Origin of the sequence: Vibrio sp. 10N.222.54.E6 (assembly GCF_041473955.1) — a bacterium.
Lineage (GTDB): Bacteria > Pseudomonadota > Gammaproteobacteria > Enterobacterales > Vibrionaceae > Vibrio > Vibrio tasmaniensis_A.
In genome coordinates this window covers 22,107-38,926 of the sequence record NZ_JBFRTD010000011.1, presented here as the reverse complement: position 1 = coordinate 38,926, position 16,820 = coordinate 22,107, and the positions used below count along the sequence as shown (strand labels likewise).

The window sequence follows — 16,820 nt, the reverse complement described above, 5'->3', positions numbered from 1 at the left end:
CATAAATAACAATATAGTAATGATACTATTAACAATTAACTTAACTAGATAGCGTGATCGGCTTTAGCATTCTCTGTAAAAATTTATTCTTTAAATCAATGGACTGATAACGACTTGCCGTTCGTTGACTCTCATAAATCGCTAATGTTTGTTCTGAAGAGTGTCCAGCATCCAACATAACGTGACGAGGATTACGCCCTGATGCCAAGTCAATTTGAATACCGGTATGCCGTAATGAGTGTGGTGTAAGCTTCCTCATTAACTCAGCATCCAATGGATAACCACCAGCCATCAAACTATCAGCAACCAACTCAAATACCTCTTGAATTAACTCCCCTATTTGACTAATTCCAAGATTTGCATCCACGATATCCTTTTCTCTACCATTAGTTGCGGCTCGGTGCCTTACGAACATAGGCGAATGATCATCCGGTAACGGAAATCCATCACCTAACCCTCTATGCTTCCTATAACGCAAAAGAGCATCGATCAGTAAAGGAGGACAAATCACCTTTCGTGTTTTACCTCCCTTGCTATTAGGGATAAAATAAGTGTAATAAACTTGATCATTAAGGTCGCGATGCATTTCAAAATCACCAAATACGGGTGAATATGCCGGCCTTGCAGAAACTTCACTTATCCTAGGATAGCAAAACAACATCAGATAGATGATTAAACGCGAACGCTCGTATTTATCCGGATTCTCTTTAGCTATTCGTTCTACCGTTGAAAGCAAGTGTGAAACCTGTAAAGCACTCATACCTTTATGCCCGACTTCTCTTCGTTCATGCTTCAAGGCCACTTTTACGGAAGATGTCAATCTTCGCATTGCTACTGCTGCAGAATTCCTAAAGCTATATTCGATATCTTCTAGGTATACGAAGACGAATGATAAATTCGAAAGTTGTGTCTTCAAACTACCCTCCGTACGTTTATATTGCCTTGGATGGTTTCTATTAACGAATGGACGCCATTGTTCATTAACAACAATCAACTGATCGTCACTCTTTGATTTATCTAAAAGCCCTGCGCTGAAAGTAGATATAAGGTGATTTGGAGGATCATTACAAAAATCTATAAATGAATTCATATCCTTTAGTGTTAGTTCTACGATGTCTTTTCCCAAAACCAACCAAGACCAATTCAATAATAGATTAATATCGCCTCGTATAGCGTTGTAAGTGTTGGGCGTCCCTGATACTGACTCTAAACAATCCAATACATGCTCGTAAGTCGTATACACCCCAGATGTCGCTTTGCATGCAGAAAGGCTTCTAAGCACCTTAGAAGCATCTGGCATAGTTACTTTCAAATGGGTTACTGGTGGAAATAAAGGGAAAAACTCAACCATAATCGATTCCAGAATTAAACGGTTTGTTTTGAGATGCAATGAAGATGCGAACGATAGTAAAACCGTCCGACTAGCCACATTATCGATGTATGTGCATATTGGCAGTAACGGAGGAGAAAACAAAAAGATACTGTGTTAATGAACATGCCTTAAGTATATGGCACACGACCTAAGAAGTTCACCTCTTTTCTAATATCTAGTTTTTACATCCTTTTTGGTCCGGTGTATCTGACCAAAAGAAATAAAACTGGCTTCACCATTGTAAAGAGCTTCAATATCCGCTTTCTCTTGCCTACAGCGATTAGAGTTAGCAATGTTCCTTTTTATTCTTAAAGTATCTTCATTGCATAAGGTTTTTTTTTGATTTATTTGATTTCGCTGATGTTTTGATGCCTCTCATAGATGAAATAGCTCGTGTTGCATGCTCAATATCTGTTGATAAAAATAACATAACTATTCCTTATATTATGGATTGAAAGTTGACATTTGGGTTTGAGCCTTATTTTCAGTTCGCTTAAATGATTCTTTTAGCCGAGAACCCAATTTAGATGTAGTTGTCTTATTGGCTCCAGATGGAGCAATAACATTGAGAGTACTATTGCTCGATTGGGACGTCGTTTGAGATGAAAAATCTGATTGAAACAACGATTTACCGTGTTCTTCAGTGATCATAACCCCAGCGCTAATGCTGTCAGCTATATGTTGGGCAATCATAGGGAACGGCGCTGATTTTACCGTCTTATCAAACATAAAGCGTGATGATGAAGTAGTTAAGTAATTCTTCACTTTCGACCGAGTGGCCATTACGTAGTATAACCGTGCAGCCTCATCGAGTTCCTTGGCTGTTAGAGGGTCGAGTCCACGCTTCCAAATTGCATTATCACAGCCGACAATAAAGCAGACCTTTGCTTCCAAACCTTTCGATGCATGTCCCGTTAATAGCTTTACACCATTTACACCACTTTCACGCTGCTTAGAATCTCTTGTGGTTAGATCATCAACTATATCGAATAAGCTTTGCTCTGAGTTAAGTCGAATACGGATTTCATCAAATAATATGGCTATATTGTCCAGACGCTTATCAGTTGCAGATTCATTTTCATTACCGGTTGTCTTTGCTTTAAGTGCATCAATTTTTTCATAAGCAGGAAGGGTCTTTTGAATATATGCATCTCGAATACCCTCAGTGACTTCTAACCAAAACTCTGCTTTCCATGAAGCATATGCTTTCCTTGCTTCATCTGAGGTAGCTATAAATTGTTTGGCTGCGTCTATTGTAATGTTACCGCCATCATCAAGAATGAATTCTTCTATAAGTTTGGTTTCCTCAAGCCTTAAAAGGTCATAGGACATTTGATGAAACTCTAAGACTTCATTTATTGGCTCTAAGTTCTTCCCCTTTGCCCTACCCTTAAGCAGTTCAATCGGTGTAGATTCATGGTTTTTTTGGTATTGATCCCTTATCCACATACCCGTAACTGCGATAGGCATAACATCTGTAATGCGCGACCAGGCTAAAACATCTTTTGGACGAACAATTGAACGAAGAAAAGCCATTACATCACGTACTTCAGCACACTCATAAAAATTTCTCTCACCGACCATTTCAAAAGGCATGTGGGATTGTTTCAATACGTCTTCAATTTTCTTTGCTGCAGTGCGTGTTCTGTAAATAACGTAGATATCTTCGGCCTTTTCACCAATAGATATATTACGTTTGATTTCATCGACTACCCAATTTGCCTCATCGAAATCTGAATCAAACTTGTGGTACTCAGACATTTGGTTATTGATAGTATCAATACCACATTCTAGCTGCCCTTTTGTTATTTGGTTTTGCATATCGACAGCAAAAATATTGGTTGAAGTGATCAGATTTTGAGAAGAACGATAATTCACTTTAAGTTCATGGTCTTCGAAGATTCCATAATCGTTCTGTGCATTAGTCATAAGTAGCACATCTGAACCACGAAAGTCATAGATGGCCTGTCTTCCATCCCCAACTATAAAGAGGTTTAATTTAGGGTTTCCTCTTTTCAACTCTTTGATTATTGCAGCTTGAATGTAGTTAGTATCTTGGTACTCATCGATTAGAATATGATTAAACTCGCTGGCTATTTTTTTACATAATGATGGGTTGAATTTGAGAAGGTAGTAAGTATTGGTCAACACATCATCAAAATCGATAGCATGGACCGCTCGGCAATTTTTCGCATACTTATCCCAGACTTTAATAAGTAAGAAGTCTCTCAACTTATAATTTTGTGAAATAGTAGAGTAAGCTTGATTCACGGAGTCTGCGTCATCAGTAGAATTCAGGCTTGATGAAATATCTAACCATTCCTTGTAGAGATCATCATCTTTAACTGTGATCTTAAAGAAAGTGCTGGGGGTGTGGCACTTCGCTCTTAAAAGAGACATCTGCGAAGTGAAATCTCTAGGTTTAAGCTCAAGCTTATCAATAAGTTTTTTGAAGCCATTTGGTAACGATTTTATGGATTCTTTCATTATCTTTTTTGAATCGTCATCGTCAATAATAAAGAAACCTTCAGGGTAACCTAATTTTGTTTTGAAAAATTCGTGTGAAGAATATTTGCGGAGAAAGCGATTGAAGATACCGTGGAAGGTTCCAGTCTTTATTTTATGGCCTAATAACCCGCACGTATCCTGCACTCGATCTTTGAACTCTTTTGAGGATTCATTCGTGAAAGACAGGGCTAGGATTCCATTAGGCTCAACTCCACCAGAAAGGAGGTTTGCCACTCTTGCCTCCATAGTTTTCGTCTTTCCTGTGCCAGGTCCTGCAACAACTCGAATATTTAATGATGATGACGTAGCTGCTTTATACTGCTCTTTATTTAACCCACTCAAGACTTCATTTATATCTTGCATCGGCATTGAATTTTCTAATTGATTACTCACAATCCCACCAAATCTCTTCATAATCACAAGTTTAAACTATATACTATTTTCAGAAACTAGCACAGGGTCATCTATGAAAGACTATCAATATTGGCTTGGCAAACTTAAGCTTCACAAATCGACAGCCATCTCATTTTTGGTACGAGGTAAAAATACGTCTTGCTTTGTCAAAACCTCCGTAACAAGTGGTAATACAATCCCTATCCTCAATATTCCAACCAGTTCTTATATATCTCTAATACATTCAGTTTTTTCTCATAACACTGAGAAAAGAGTATTCGATGTGGATTCTCAAGCGTATGGCGTTGAAGTAATATTCGATGGATTGAAGGAGTATGGCTTTAAGAGCATGACACTGACACACCAACCGTTGTCATATGGACAATATGTAACAGCTCTCTCTTGTCACGAAGAGGAAGAGGAAGAGGAAGAGACTTGCTCAACTTACGTAGTGCAAGCAAATCTTGAACATGAGGAGACTGCAGCGACAAGCCATACTCAATACGATAATGCAGTCAAAAATGCGGAAAAGGCCGAACTTGAGTATTTAATGCTTATGAGAAAAGCCATTCCATTTCAACTATCCAATAAAGAGAAAGGTCGGTTCGTTGAATTCGAATTAAGGCTAGAGCCAATGATCACCCATGACCCACAATTGCAAAATGGCGGTTATAATCCCTGGGGTGGCTGGTGGCGCTTTGCAGAATAAGAAAAAAGCAGCAAAAATTGTTTTGCTGCTTCTTGATAAAACTTTCCCTAATACTTCAGGTCAAAATCGGGGTGCTTCTCTGTAAGAAATTCACTTGCTTCGTCGAAACAGATTTTTAGTTTTTGTAGATCATCTGCTTGAATTGGGTTAAAAGCGCCGTTGTACTTTCGAATATACTGCATATACAGTTTGTGATATTCGTTACGAGAATCGAACCAATGACGCAAACGATCTAGTGTGTCGGATAGTTCATCTACGATTGTCAGGTCCTTCAAATTAGACTTAGAAACAATTTGCTGTATTGAAGTAGTATTTAATATAAATTCTGCAATCAACTTTTCTCTTAAACGAACCGTTTTTAGTAATTCGTCTGGTAGACCAAATGACATTATCGTTTCACGCAGAAGCTTTCTAGCCCTTCGATACGAACTTTCAGATTTTGACTGCCAAGTTCCATCTTCCATTTCATGAATATGGTGAGCATTTCGATTAGCTCGCATTCCTAATCCCATTTTCAAAATATCAGCTTTAGGAATCTTATAGGTATCAATTAATCGATAAATTAAATCTATCAATATAGCGGATTGACTATCCATAGTTGGCTGAGCTTCATTTAACCATTTATCGACAGAGTTCTCAGCTGAAGCACATACAATAGATAGTTCTTTTACACTCCAACCAGAAATTTTCACTAAATCTGATATTGTTTTAAGTGTCCAAGGAGCTGCCTGGGGATAGACATTCGTAAGGCGAGCAAACATTTCAATTTCTGGCGATGTGACTTCGTTGGCCATATCTCTTGCGTCGTCTGATACTTTTACAATTTTAGGCCAACGAGTATTTGGCAACGCTAAACCAGAACAGAATTTACCAGTGGTAACTCCTGAAGCCGCCATAACTCCCAGTAACTCAACAGATGTAAAGCCGTAATTGTAATCACAAGATGCCGGTTGACTCTCTACAATTCCGTCCAAATCTAACAGTTCTAACGAACCACTTTCCAATAACGATACTAATGAATCAGAACTATTCATAACTACACCCATGCTTAATTTCAAATGTTTTTACACTATACATCATAAAACTATTCAGCTCTTGGGTTATTGTGAAAATAATCACAATATTTCTAGCTAAAACCTTACCTAACCGAACCCCATAGCAAGCAAAGAACTTTTACAATCAATATGATTTGAAAGGATTAAGTTTCAAAAACCTACTTTAGAATGTACATTAAAGTACATAATATTTTTAAAAAAACTACTGTGTTTATGTTCAAATGTTCATTATACTAAAAAATAAACAACGTCTTAAAGTAACCAAACTAACTTACAATTATCTGTATAATTTAATGTTAGTAATTGAATGTGAGGTATCGAAAGATGAATACCGTAAGCTTGATAGCAATCTACAAAGACTCTATTGAAAAAGCAGTAGAAAACAACTCCCTTGAGTTGTGCAGCACACATTTCTTAGGGAAACTGCCTTCAACTGGAATTACATTTTTTCCTAGTGTTGCATCTTTCCAGCATTACACGTCGAACATAATGACCACTAAGCCGATGCATCTAATTACTACTAATTACGTTGGTAATCAGGTAGACGCAGCTTTACGCGTTCATTCAATCGATGACCTCAAAAAAGCTTCTATTCTTGACTTAGCAAAAGCTTCTCAAGACTTGAAATTACTTATCGCGTTATTTTTAGACGCACTGTTTGAAACTGGCGAACATGCTGAATTAGTAAATGAGCTACATAAAAAAGGTTTCATTAAATTCACTTATGGTGGCGAAAAGATCTTCACTCGGCGTTCGGCCTTGCTGCAAGTACTAGGTCACGCACCACAATTAATAGACAGATTGAGAGATATCCCCGAACTTAGTCACATTGACGCTATCAAGTTTGTAGGATATGAAAAAAACATACCTGTTGATTTGATTACTGTATTCGCCGACGGAAACTTAATCTATCAGGATGAATCTCATAGCGCCCTCGTAGCATCAGTGACTAAAGCGCCTCATGTATCATTAACTGTGCCTAGCTTGATAAAAACAGCTGAACCTAAAATTAGCTTGGAACTTTTAAAAGCCCAAGTTAATCAATCGAAAAAGGTTAATGCAGCATGATGTACTACGTAAACCCTAAATGATACATTCACCAAGGATTTAAAAGACACCAAAAAAACCTCACTCGATTTCTCAATGTGAGGTTTTTTTATTCAACTTTAAACACACCTTTATGCACTGAAAATGTGGAAAACGATTACATGTTGATACTGAATAAGTGACTAATTTGCTTCAACTGATCATTTTCCAACTCAACTTCTGTGTTTAAAGCGTCAGGTTCTTCTCGGCTTGTTATCGTTTGTTCATTTGGGCTCAATAAACCCTCCAATCCAAACTTATCTATTTGCTCTGAGGTGATAATTGAATTCGCGCTTGTAAGTTCTGGTGATTCACTTTGATTAGACACTTTACTAGAAGTTTTCGGTTTCGCTCCATACGCGACCTCTCGTTCTGCTAACTTAGATTTAGCTTTTTCCTGAACTTCTACAAGGTCCGAATTCTCAATTAAATTCAATAATGTTTTCAATTGATAATGCTTACGCTTATCCAATGAACCATCAGTATTGTTCAGCGAATCATAGTCCAACATATCTGATGAATATTGCTCTAATATCTCAGAAACATTTTCGGATATTTGAAGCTTAGCCGCCTGAACTAATTGATGTTGAATCCCCTTTTTAGCTCTCGACTGAGAAATGTCGACCTCATAATCTAACGAGTAACAGCGTGCATTCACCTCTTCCTTTGGTACCCCGCACTCTTTTAAAGCAGCGTTTAACTTTGTGATGTTGTTCTTGATAAGCATAACTTCAGCTTCTGGCATTCCATTTTCTTTAAGAACGAGCACGGCCTCTTCTTTTTTGAAGTTCTTTTTTGTCTTTCCGGTAATGTTAGATGTGGCCACCTCAATACGAATGTCATCACTCTGACCTTTTGAAAGCACCTTAAGGTAGTCTTGGTAAATATCTTCTTCTTTAATAATGCTTTCAGCTACCTCTTTAGACATAATCCGAAGCAATGAAGCTTTAACCATTGCTTCTTTTATATCATTAGGGATTTCTTCTGAACTCTGTATTTGATATTTAGGAATGGGCGGGGTAGGAAACAAACCCTTGGTGTACTTGTTGTAAGCTGCTTGACCTACATGAAGAATTTCAGCTTCGAACTCAGAGTCAAACGGTACATTAATGTCATCAAATGAATCTGTTGTCATGTTATATGGCGATACCATAACTTCATCGATTTCAATACCCAGCCTATTGGCTATCATCTTTCCAATTGTACACTGAGTTGAATACATCAAGGGTTCTTCATAGAGCAGAGTCTTAAGCCCCCCCTCAGATGGGAACTTATAATCCAATAGAATAATTTTCCCATCCACTTCCCATATTTGATCCACTTGAACCCTCGCCCAATTGAAATCTGGCAAGTTTGCATTAACTATCCGTTCAACTAAATCTGGTCGTTCACGTACCAACGTATATTTCTTCTGTAATTCTTCACGCTTTACCTCGTTCAGAATTGGTTCGAACCTTGTGCCACGACGCATAGCTGCATTTGGTGGCGCTGGTGAATCTATGAGGAGTTTTAGCCTAAAAATATCAATTTCAGAAGAGTGCGAATATTTTTGTTCTGAAATAGTATCTGCCAATTTATTACGGTGAGACTGTAATAAAGGGCCAATTTCACTACCTCCTATTCGAAACAGGCGATCTACGTGCCAGATTGCCCGACTTGGATCAAGTTTTATTACATCGTCTATCCAGCGATCGATATTCTCTTGCTTTAAATACGGATATTGCGGCAGTTGACTTATTTCAAATTCAAGGTGCCTTCTAATTTGGTTGATATCCTTCACGCTAACCTCCCAAAGTTACTCGTTTATTTGCATCGAATTGGTAGACAGACTATTATCTGTATTGTTCATTTACACTATATATTATTTTTTAGTTTTTGTTTAATGGAAGGGTTCAAAATGCAAGGAATGAGAGAAAAATTCAACAAATTAAAGCGTGTATCAAAACCAAACCCAAGAAACATTGCGCTCATGGTTGATAGCTATAACATTTCAGACGACGATCCAGCAAACCACTTTATAACTGGTATCGATATCCAAACAGGGCTAGAAGCGAAAGTATTTCTTCGATACGATGAAAATACTTCCGAAAATCGCCCTTCCATCGCCGATTTTGCAGACTCAAGTAACAACCTCCATGTTAATGCCTCAACTAATGGCGATAAAGCAGGGGTTGTTCTATTTAATGGCTGTGAACAATCAGGGAAATCATCTTTCAAATCAAATTGGTGTAATGTTCTTATCCGAGATAGCGCCAAGTCAAAAGAGTCTCTTTCGCTTGGTTTAAGTACCGTGGTTTTAAAAGCCGGAGAGTATGACTCTGAAAACCCTGATGCTGAAATTCGAAATCAGGCATTTGTTCGTCAAGCGATGGTTAAAGAATCAAAAATGTTTGCGGCTAATCAGTTCAATGAATTATTAAACGCCGTTAAATCAGCAATGATCCAACCAGAGGGGTCTGGACGCTATTTACCAGAAGTAGCTATTCGTATCGTAGATTACACGGAAGATGAACCATTCGTTGACTCCATCACTCTTACCGCCCCATACAAGCCCCAGGTTGATGACCAGCCTAATGAACTGTTTTCACCTGAAGAATGTGTTGAATACTTCTTATCTCGTAGGCTTGATAGTAATGGTAAAGATATTACTGGTGCATATATCGATGTATTTCAATCTATCGTTAATTCAATGAAAGAATCTGAAGAACTTTCTACTGAAGACCTATTTATTGAAGTTATGCCCGTGGAACGCCGTAAATTCGGCCCTCTTACAACGAAGAACTTCTTTGCACTGAAAGAAGTCGATGCAAGAAATGGCGGAAAAAAAGTTGTTAACGACTTATCTAAAAAAGGTGAAGTTATAGCCAACCGATACATGCGCAGAACTGAAAATGGATCTGAACGCCTATACGTACCTACCGTTATTGGGCTGTCAAAGCCAAATGACCCTAATGACAACCACCCGGACTACTTATTCGTGACAGAATCCAATACTTGCGAAGTATTTCCAAAGGGATATCCATTAGCGCATCTGCCTACAGATCATTACTCAAATGAAAATGAATTTAAAAAGGTTTTCGAAAATAAGAATGATGGCAATAAAAACCTAGTTTCGGAAGCACAAGCTCAAAATACCGAAGCTCCTAAAGCCGAAGCTCCTAAAGCCGAAGCTCCTAAAGCCGAAGCTCCTAAAGCCGAAGCTCCTAAAGTCAAAACGCCTAAAGTCAAAACGCCTAAAGCCGATGCTCCTAAAGCGGCACCAACCTCTTCAGTTAATGAATCGAACGATGTCCCATCTGAGCTAGAAGAAAGGTACGAAAAATTAGCTAAACAATTCGATGAAGATTCAGACATGGTTGATGAAAGTCTTGAAGAAGCTTCAGAACAGTTATTGGATGACGAACTATTTGGTGACCTAACTGACGCGCTTAACGGTAATGACGATTACGACCCATCAACTTCATTTAGAATGTAAAGAGAGTTTATATGGCTACAATGAAATGGCTAGACCTAAGTGCAGACAACGCAAAAATCTCTGTAGAAAGAAACCCTGGCAAGCCTGGTACCGAAATGCAAATTGTTGCGATTAGTGGAAATGTAACAAAACAGCAAGGTGAAATGCTTAAAGGGTTAGGGTTTACCCAATTAGGCATCACTAACCCTACCCGCTCAAAAGTGTTTGCTTCTATGAAGTACACTAAAAAAGAACCTATCGCAAAAGGTGATCTTAAATTATATCAATTGGTTATCAACAAAATTGAATTCGATAAGCTCCAGGAAATATTCCCTAACTCTGAAATGGTTAACACCCCTACAAGTGAACTTAAAGGCTTTTGGGAAGGCTTCGCCAAAAACACCCCTGAAGCACAGTTCTCTTCTGTCAATTCTGTTAAAAGCCAATTGGCATTACAGAGTGCAGAGTCCATCGGCCTAAATGAAAATGGCACCGAAATTTTCTTAACTTCAACGAACGATCGTTATTGCCTAAATGGTGAAAACCTTATGTTTGCTAAGAAAAGAAATTCCAACGCTTTTATGGAATTTGATTGGTTAAATAGTTCATCTAAATTGGCTGCAGCTAAATCATTAATGGCTGAAATGGAGCAAACAGGTCAAGCTATAACACCTAACCGATTAGATCAGATTATTGAAACTGGTGGAGAGAGTATCCGCTTAACTTCAAATCGTGCGGCTGAAGTTCAAACGGATATCATTATTAATTTAAACTCATTACTGTTAAATGACATCCGTAGTACACACAACAAAGAATCGATAAATTTAGAAACCCTATCCACATTAAACGACAATATGGCGAACATGCCGCATTCTCATCGAGATAGTATGTTCTCCAAGCCATTACCACCAGCCTATTCCTTTGTGGCCCGTAGTTTTCTTGAGGCGATTGATAACTGTGAATCACTTACCGTTATCAATGATAAAACTACGTCTTTAGCCACCCTTATTCCTAGCGAAATGCCGATCAGGTTCATGAAAGAACAGGGGAATCGACATGAACTATACTCGACTGCATTTCAAAATGAATTTGGTAAAACATCAACTTCCCTTTATCAAGCGGGGAACCAAGCTGTAACGCCAGGCTCTCAGATTTTATTGGCCACTAACCAAGGTTCTCTAAATGAACCTCTGGAAATATTTGGTGTAACTGTGAACTATCAAGCTGAGTTGGAAGCAGTTCAAACACTGAACACTATGAATGACAATTCTCAAGCTATGATTGTCATGAACGCTGATGACTCCTATTCACTGGGTACCGTGTCTATGGAATCTTATGATGTCCATAATCATATCTTCCAGAACTTTAATGTCGTCGATATGTTTGACGCGTCACCGATAATTTTTGGCGATAACGAGGAAGTTAACGCTAAGCGTGTTTACCTCATTAACGGAAAAAAACCAATACCTAGTAGCACCAATGCCCCAACAGATATCAAAGCTCTGTACTCGGTCAACGATATCTATGAAGTATCACTAGCACTTAAGGACGCATTTGTAAGTACCATTACATCGAAGCCTAACCTTAAATCCACCGACTTAACCTCAACCACTTCAATCTCAGATATATTGGCTAACTACACATCAAACCAAACTGAATCCTCAAAATACGATTTGAACTTCGCTCAGTCACGATATACCCCACTCACCTCACTAAGTCGCGCCAACGATATGGCCGCAATGCCAAGCAACTTCGTGAACGCAAATCGCGAAGCTGTTATTAAACTCATTAAAGATGTTGGCAACCCAGATCAATTTTTGATGTCAGAGATGGGAATGACCAGCGAAGAAATCACCTCAGTTTGGGATGCAGAGCAAATAGATGCGATCACCCTAGGTATTTGGAGGCTTAAAAATAACAAGCCATTCCTACAGGGTGATGCTACCGGTAAGGGTAAAGGGCGTACATTAGCGGCATACATGGCTTGGTCTGTAAAACAAGGCCGAACCCCAATATTCATGACTTCTAAGCCAGATTTGTTAAATGATATCTACAGGGATATCCGTGATACTGGGCTTGATAAATATATTGACCCATTTTTCCTTATGCCAGATGGCAAAGATATTGTTGATAAGAGTCAGAACTCAGTAATTTTTGATAGCAAGTCGATTACCAAAACAAAAGGTGATTATCTAGAAGGCAACTATACTTCTATCAATGAAAACTTAATCTGTACTACTTACTCTCAAATCAACGGTTTGAAATCTGTTCGTGGTCGAAAAAAAGTTAAGATTGAAGATCGTATAAACGATCGCGCTAAATGGTTAATTGAGTTCGCTAAGAATAACAATGTGCAATTCTTATTCGACGAATCACATAACATAGCGAGTAAAGACACTAACAGTAACGCTGTCATCGATCTTTTAAAGGATCAATCACAGCACCCAACCATTCGAGCATCTGCTACATGGGCTAAAAACGAAAAGAATATTGCTCAATGTAGTGATTTATTCCCCGAAGAATTTACTCCTCAAGTTCTTGAAAAAATGGTCCGACAAGGCGGAACAACTTTCATCGAGACACTTTCAACTACGTTGATAGCAGAAGGCGCTATGGTTCGCCGTGAGCACAACTATGGCAAACGTATCGTTAATATCATTGAGTCCAAACAACAGCAACGAAATAAAATAGCAACAGACACACTTTCTGAAATCATGCAGAAAGTGAAAGAGTATGGACGTGAAATTTTTAAAGGTATCGCAGCTATCTCAAGGTTTCAGCATCAACATAAAGATGTAGATATTATGTCATTTGCTGGTACTTACAGCATTATCACAGAGTCTTTTGTCGAAGCTCTTCGATCTGAAGAAATCGCTAGGAGTGCAATATATTCCATAAACAATAGCGAAAAGCCAATTATCGGTGTAGATAAAACTGCTGAACAGCAATTACGCTTTCTTTACGATTCAATTTGTGAGACTGAAGGTATAGAAAGTGGCAAACCTATTGAACTAGCAGTGTTCCCCGATTTCAAAGTAGCTCTAGACCGTTGGCTAATTCGCGAAGGTAATCGCAAAGTAAAAGTAACAATAGAGCCGACACCGGCACAAATTGCTGCAGCTAATAAAATAGGCGAGGAAGCACTTCCCACCATAACTACCGAAGATGTTCACTGGCGTAGTGAATTAGATATAACCTCTCCCACATTCCAGAAGTTAGACGCCCTAGAGAAAGAAGTATCTGATCTTATTTCCAAGATGCCAACTTTACCTCTTTCGCCTATTGATGTCGTTAAGACAGAGTTGGCAAAGCAAGGTATGACTTCAACCGAAGTATCAGGCCGAAAACTTCATGTTCGTTTAAGTGACGACGGCAATGGTTACGTCATAGAACCAACGAAATTTGATGACAAACCCCAAGCTCAATATGACTTTAACTCAAATAAAGCAAACGCAATCATTGTTACAAGGTCTGGAACCGAGGGAATCTCACTTCATGCACAAGGTAACTTTAAACAGACTGGTGCTCAAAATCGCCGTCATACCTTCCTAATGAGTTCATTCTTCGATGTAACCCAAGAAGAACAGCTATTCGGACGTGGAGAGCGCAAAGGCCAAGTAACCACATCAAAATCAAGTAAAGTAATAACTGGAATGCCCGTAGAAGCACGTTTATTGGCTATCAGTGAACGAAACCGATTAAGATTATCTGCATCGACAACCGGTAACTCACAATCGATTCGAGCTACAAATACCATACCAAATTTGATGAACAACTTTGGTAACAACGTCGTTGCTGAATACTTATCTGAACAGCAAGAAATAATGGAACTGTTAGATTTTTCTCAATCTGAACAGCAAAACATTCAAGATTTTGGATCTGATGCATTCAATAGTAATGAGATTAGCAGCCTCTCAACTAAGGTGCTAGGTCGTATGTCACTGTTGAATTACGAACAGCAAAACTCCCTACTTGATGAGTTGACCTCGTTCTATAATTCGAAATTGGAAGCTGAACGCTCAAAAGGTTTAGACCCAATAAATACGCGAATGGTTTCAGGAAAAATCACTACCATTAAAGAAAGTACTCTTTCTGGCACGACTAAAACTCATTACGTCAGTGAATTTGAAAAACCTGTGATCCTAGAGCAAATTAAGCTAGAACACCCTCCAATTCAAATGAACACCGAAGTCCTTGAAACGAATATTCATAGGTCTTTGAAGTCTCTATCTGAATATTTGCAAAAACCTAACTCTAACCTTACTGAGCTAGGTATCCACCTGATCAAGCTAAAAGAAAAAGGTCTTGAACGAGCACTACTTCAGCACAATCAAAGCGCCCTTGTATCATTACGTAACCGCAGTGCTGGTGCCGCTACTATTTCTAGTGTTGAAGAAGCTCTGGCCATGCCTGATAGCAACAAAGTTAAAACTGCATTGCGCAACTTTGAAACGATTTCGATTTTAACTAAGAGCGTTAAAATTGGACAGGTCTTAAACATTCAAGATGGTCGAAAAATCGTCATTTCAAATTTGGAGTTTCCAAAAGATAATCACAACATTCTGAACCCGTGGCTTTACAACGTTGAGTACTACTCTACCAAAGGTGAGATCGGTAAAAAAATGTCTGCTATGACATTTTCGCAGTATTTTAGTGGACCGGAGGACGTTAAGAACAACTCACTTGGGATGTATAGCAACGATCATGCTATCAATGAAGAATTTAGAAGCCTCAAACTATCCGGTGGCATCGAATTTATCAATATACTTAAAGGTAACATAGTTGAAGCAGCTCGCTTGAATGCTGAAACCCGAATGGGTTCCCAAATCATTCTAAAAGATTTAGATAATGGACGTTCAGTTCCTGTAATTCGCGCAAGAAAAGACCTCACTTTTGAAAAAATAATGAATCAACAGTTTGGAGCGAATCATGAAGCGAATGGAATTATCCTTAAGCACTATGAATTGAATCTGCAGCAATTACCTAACGTTTATATCTTCGATCATATCTCCTCCATAGGAAGTGATACTAAACAACAGGGTGCTGTTATCATAGGTGATGCTGCATCACCTATTAAAATTAAACTGCCTAAAACAAAAGCGGGACGTCGAATACTAGCTAACTCGAACCCGTTTGATTCAAGAGAAGTATTCAAAGACGGATTTAACAAGAAAACTGGATTGTATTCTGAGTACTACTTCGATCTCGAAGATTCATCTTTTGCCTTAGAAGTCCTTAATGATGCTGGCTTTAATATTCTTATTAGCGGTAATGAACTGGATCTTTTGAAGAAACAAACCAATAGAGTTCTGGCTAAATTCTCTCATTCATCTACGCAAGAAATCGACAACTCCGCAACAAGCAAGGACCAAATGACCATCAACGATGCGATGGTTGCATTAGAGTCGGAAGCTGATATGGAGAGCGACATAGAGGTTGTATTAGAAAATTCGAACAGCATAGAAAACGCAAAATCTGAAATTGAAGAATCTCTTACATTGGCTGGGGGACTGCCAGAAATAGAAGACGATATTAAACCTACAAATAAAGCTGAAGTTGCAAGTGATAAATCAGATGAAGAAATATCACATGATTTAGCGGATCTGGTTGGAGAAGTACGTGCTCAAACTCAACCCGACGCATGTATCGCTCAACCAGAAAAAGTGGAAATGGAAGATCATTCATTATCTAATACTGAAGGTATTTCAGATGTTAGTTCAGAACTAATTGAAGAAATAGAGGCCGCTATAGATACCACTTTACCGGTATTTGAAGGGGTTCACTCAGAAGATCTAAATGATGACATTATTTCCAGCCTTCAATCGCAAGTCGGTAATACAACGCTGCATACTGAAAGCGAAGGTAATCTATTGAACGTCGAGAATGCAAATTCAATTGCTTCCAATAACCCTCCGAATCCTGAAGTTGAGGACGAATTCACCGATGTGGACAACCTATTTAGTTCTGACCTTGCAGTGAATGAAAACGTAAATTCTCCTACTTCAACTGCAGAGACAGTGCCAAATGAAAGCATCGACCAGGCAGAACATGACGAAGATGAAGTCGAAGACATTATGAATTTCTTCGAAGAAAACGACATTGCAGATGAAATAGAAATGGACGAAGCCATTGCAGAATCTCTGCCGATGGATGCCACCTCGACATCAGAACTGTTAGATGAACTGAACAACAACCAAAACTCAGAAGAAATTTCTAATCTTTTTTCACCAACGCCATAAGGAA

General features: G+C 38.6%; 8 protein-coding genes. 4 read left to right on the top strand and 4 right to left on the bottom strand.

Annotated features, from left to right (window positions below):
- Positions 1-40: 40 nt before the first annotated feature.
- Positions 41-1,351, bottom strand: coding sequence for a site-specific integrase (locus AB4513_RS07045; protein ID WP_102258395.1), 1,311 nt, complete (start codon positions 1,349-1,351; stop codon positions 41-43).
- Positions 1,352-1,816: 465 nt separating this feature from the next.
- Positions 1,817-4,273: an ATP-dependent helicase gene (locus AB4513_RS07040; RefSeq protein WP_170962714.1), complete on the bottom strand. Its 2,457-nt coding sequence runs from the start codon at positions 4,271-4,273 to the stop codon at positions 1,817-1,819.
- A 73-nt stretch (positions 4,274-4,346) separates the two neighbouring features.
- Here AB4513_RS07040 and AB4513_RS07035 point away from each other — a divergent pair, with 73 nt between their 5' ends.
- Positions 4,347-4,982 carry a hypothetical protein gene (locus AB4513_RS07035; RefSeq protein ID WP_133151981.1) on the top strand — a complete coding sequence of 212 codons (636 nt, stop codon included), beginning with the start codon at positions 4,347-4,349 and terminating at the stop codon, positions 4,980-4,982.
- Positions 4,983-5,029: 47 nt separating this feature from the next.
- Here the strand turns inward: AB4513_RS07035 and AB4513_RS07030 are convergent, their stop codons facing one another.
- Positions 5,030-6,016: a hypothetical protein gene (locus AB4513_RS07030; RefSeq protein WP_133151980.1), complete on the bottom strand. Its 987-nt coding sequence runs from the start codon at positions 6,014-6,016 to the stop codon at positions 5,030-5,032.
- Between the two features lie 345 nt (positions 6,017-6,361).
- Here AB4513_RS07030 and AB4513_RS07025 point away from each other — a divergent pair, with 345 nt between their 5' ends.
- A complete protein-coding gene (locus tag AB4513_RS07025; RefSeq protein WP_102258391.1) occupies positions 6,362-7,105 on the top strand; it encodes a hypothetical protein in 744 nt (247 codons plus the stop codon).
- Positions 7,106-7,241: 136 nt separating this feature from the next.
- Here the strand turns inward: AB4513_RS07025 and AB4513_RS07020 are convergent, their stop codons facing one another.
- Complete coding sequence (locus tag AB4513_RS07020) at positions 7,242-8,903, bottom strand: hypothetical protein (protein WP_102258390.1); 1,662 nt, start codon at positions 8,901-8,903, stop codon at positions 7,242-7,244.
- 117 nt (positions 8,904-9,020) lie between these two features.
- Between AB4513_RS07020 and AB4513_RS07015 the strand changes: the two genes are divergently transcribed.
- Together AB4513_RS07015 and AB4513_RS07010 are read left to right on the top strand one after the other, a co-directional pair.
- Positions 9,021-10,598, top strand: a complete 1,578-nt coding sequence (locus tag AB4513_RS07015) for a hypothetical protein (protein WP_372081571.1) — start codon at positions 9,021-9,023, stop codon at positions 10,596-10,598.
- Positions 10,599-10,609: 11 nt separating this feature from the next.
- Positions 10,610-16,816: a strawberry notch-like NTP hydrolase domain-containing protein gene (locus AB4513_RS07010; protein WP_102258389.1), complete on the top strand. Its 6,207-nt coding sequence runs from the start codon at positions 10,610-10,612 to the stop codon at positions 16,814-16,816.
- Positions 16,817-16,820 lie beyond the last annotated feature (4 nt).

Excerpts from the sequence above, each read along its gene's own strand:
- AB4513_RS07045 (WP_102258395.1), bottom strand. The coding sequence starts at position 1,351 with ATGGTTGAGTTTTTCCCTTTATTTCCACCAGTAACCCATTTGAAAGTA.
- AB4513_RS07035 (WP_133151981.1), top strand. The coding sequence starts at position 4,347 with ATGAAAGACTATCAATATTGGCTTGGCAAACTTAAGCTTCACAAATCG.
- AB4513_RS07030 (WP_133151980.1), bottom strand. The coding sequence starts at position 6,016 with ATGAATAGTTCTGATTCATTAGTATCGTTATTGGAAAGTGGTTCGTTA.
- AB4513_RS07025 (WP_102258391.1), top strand. The coding sequence starts at position 6,362 with ATGAATACCGTAAGCTTGATAGCAATCTACAAAGACTCTATTGAAAAA.
- AB4513_RS07015 (WP_372081571.1), top strand. The coding sequence starts at position 9,021 with ATGCAAGGAATGAGAGAAAAATTCAACAAATTAAAGCGTGTATCAAAA.
- AB4513_RS07010 (WP_102258389.1), top strand. The coding sequence starts at position 10,610 with ATGGCTACAATGAAATGGCTAGACCTAAGTGCAGACAACGCAAAAATC.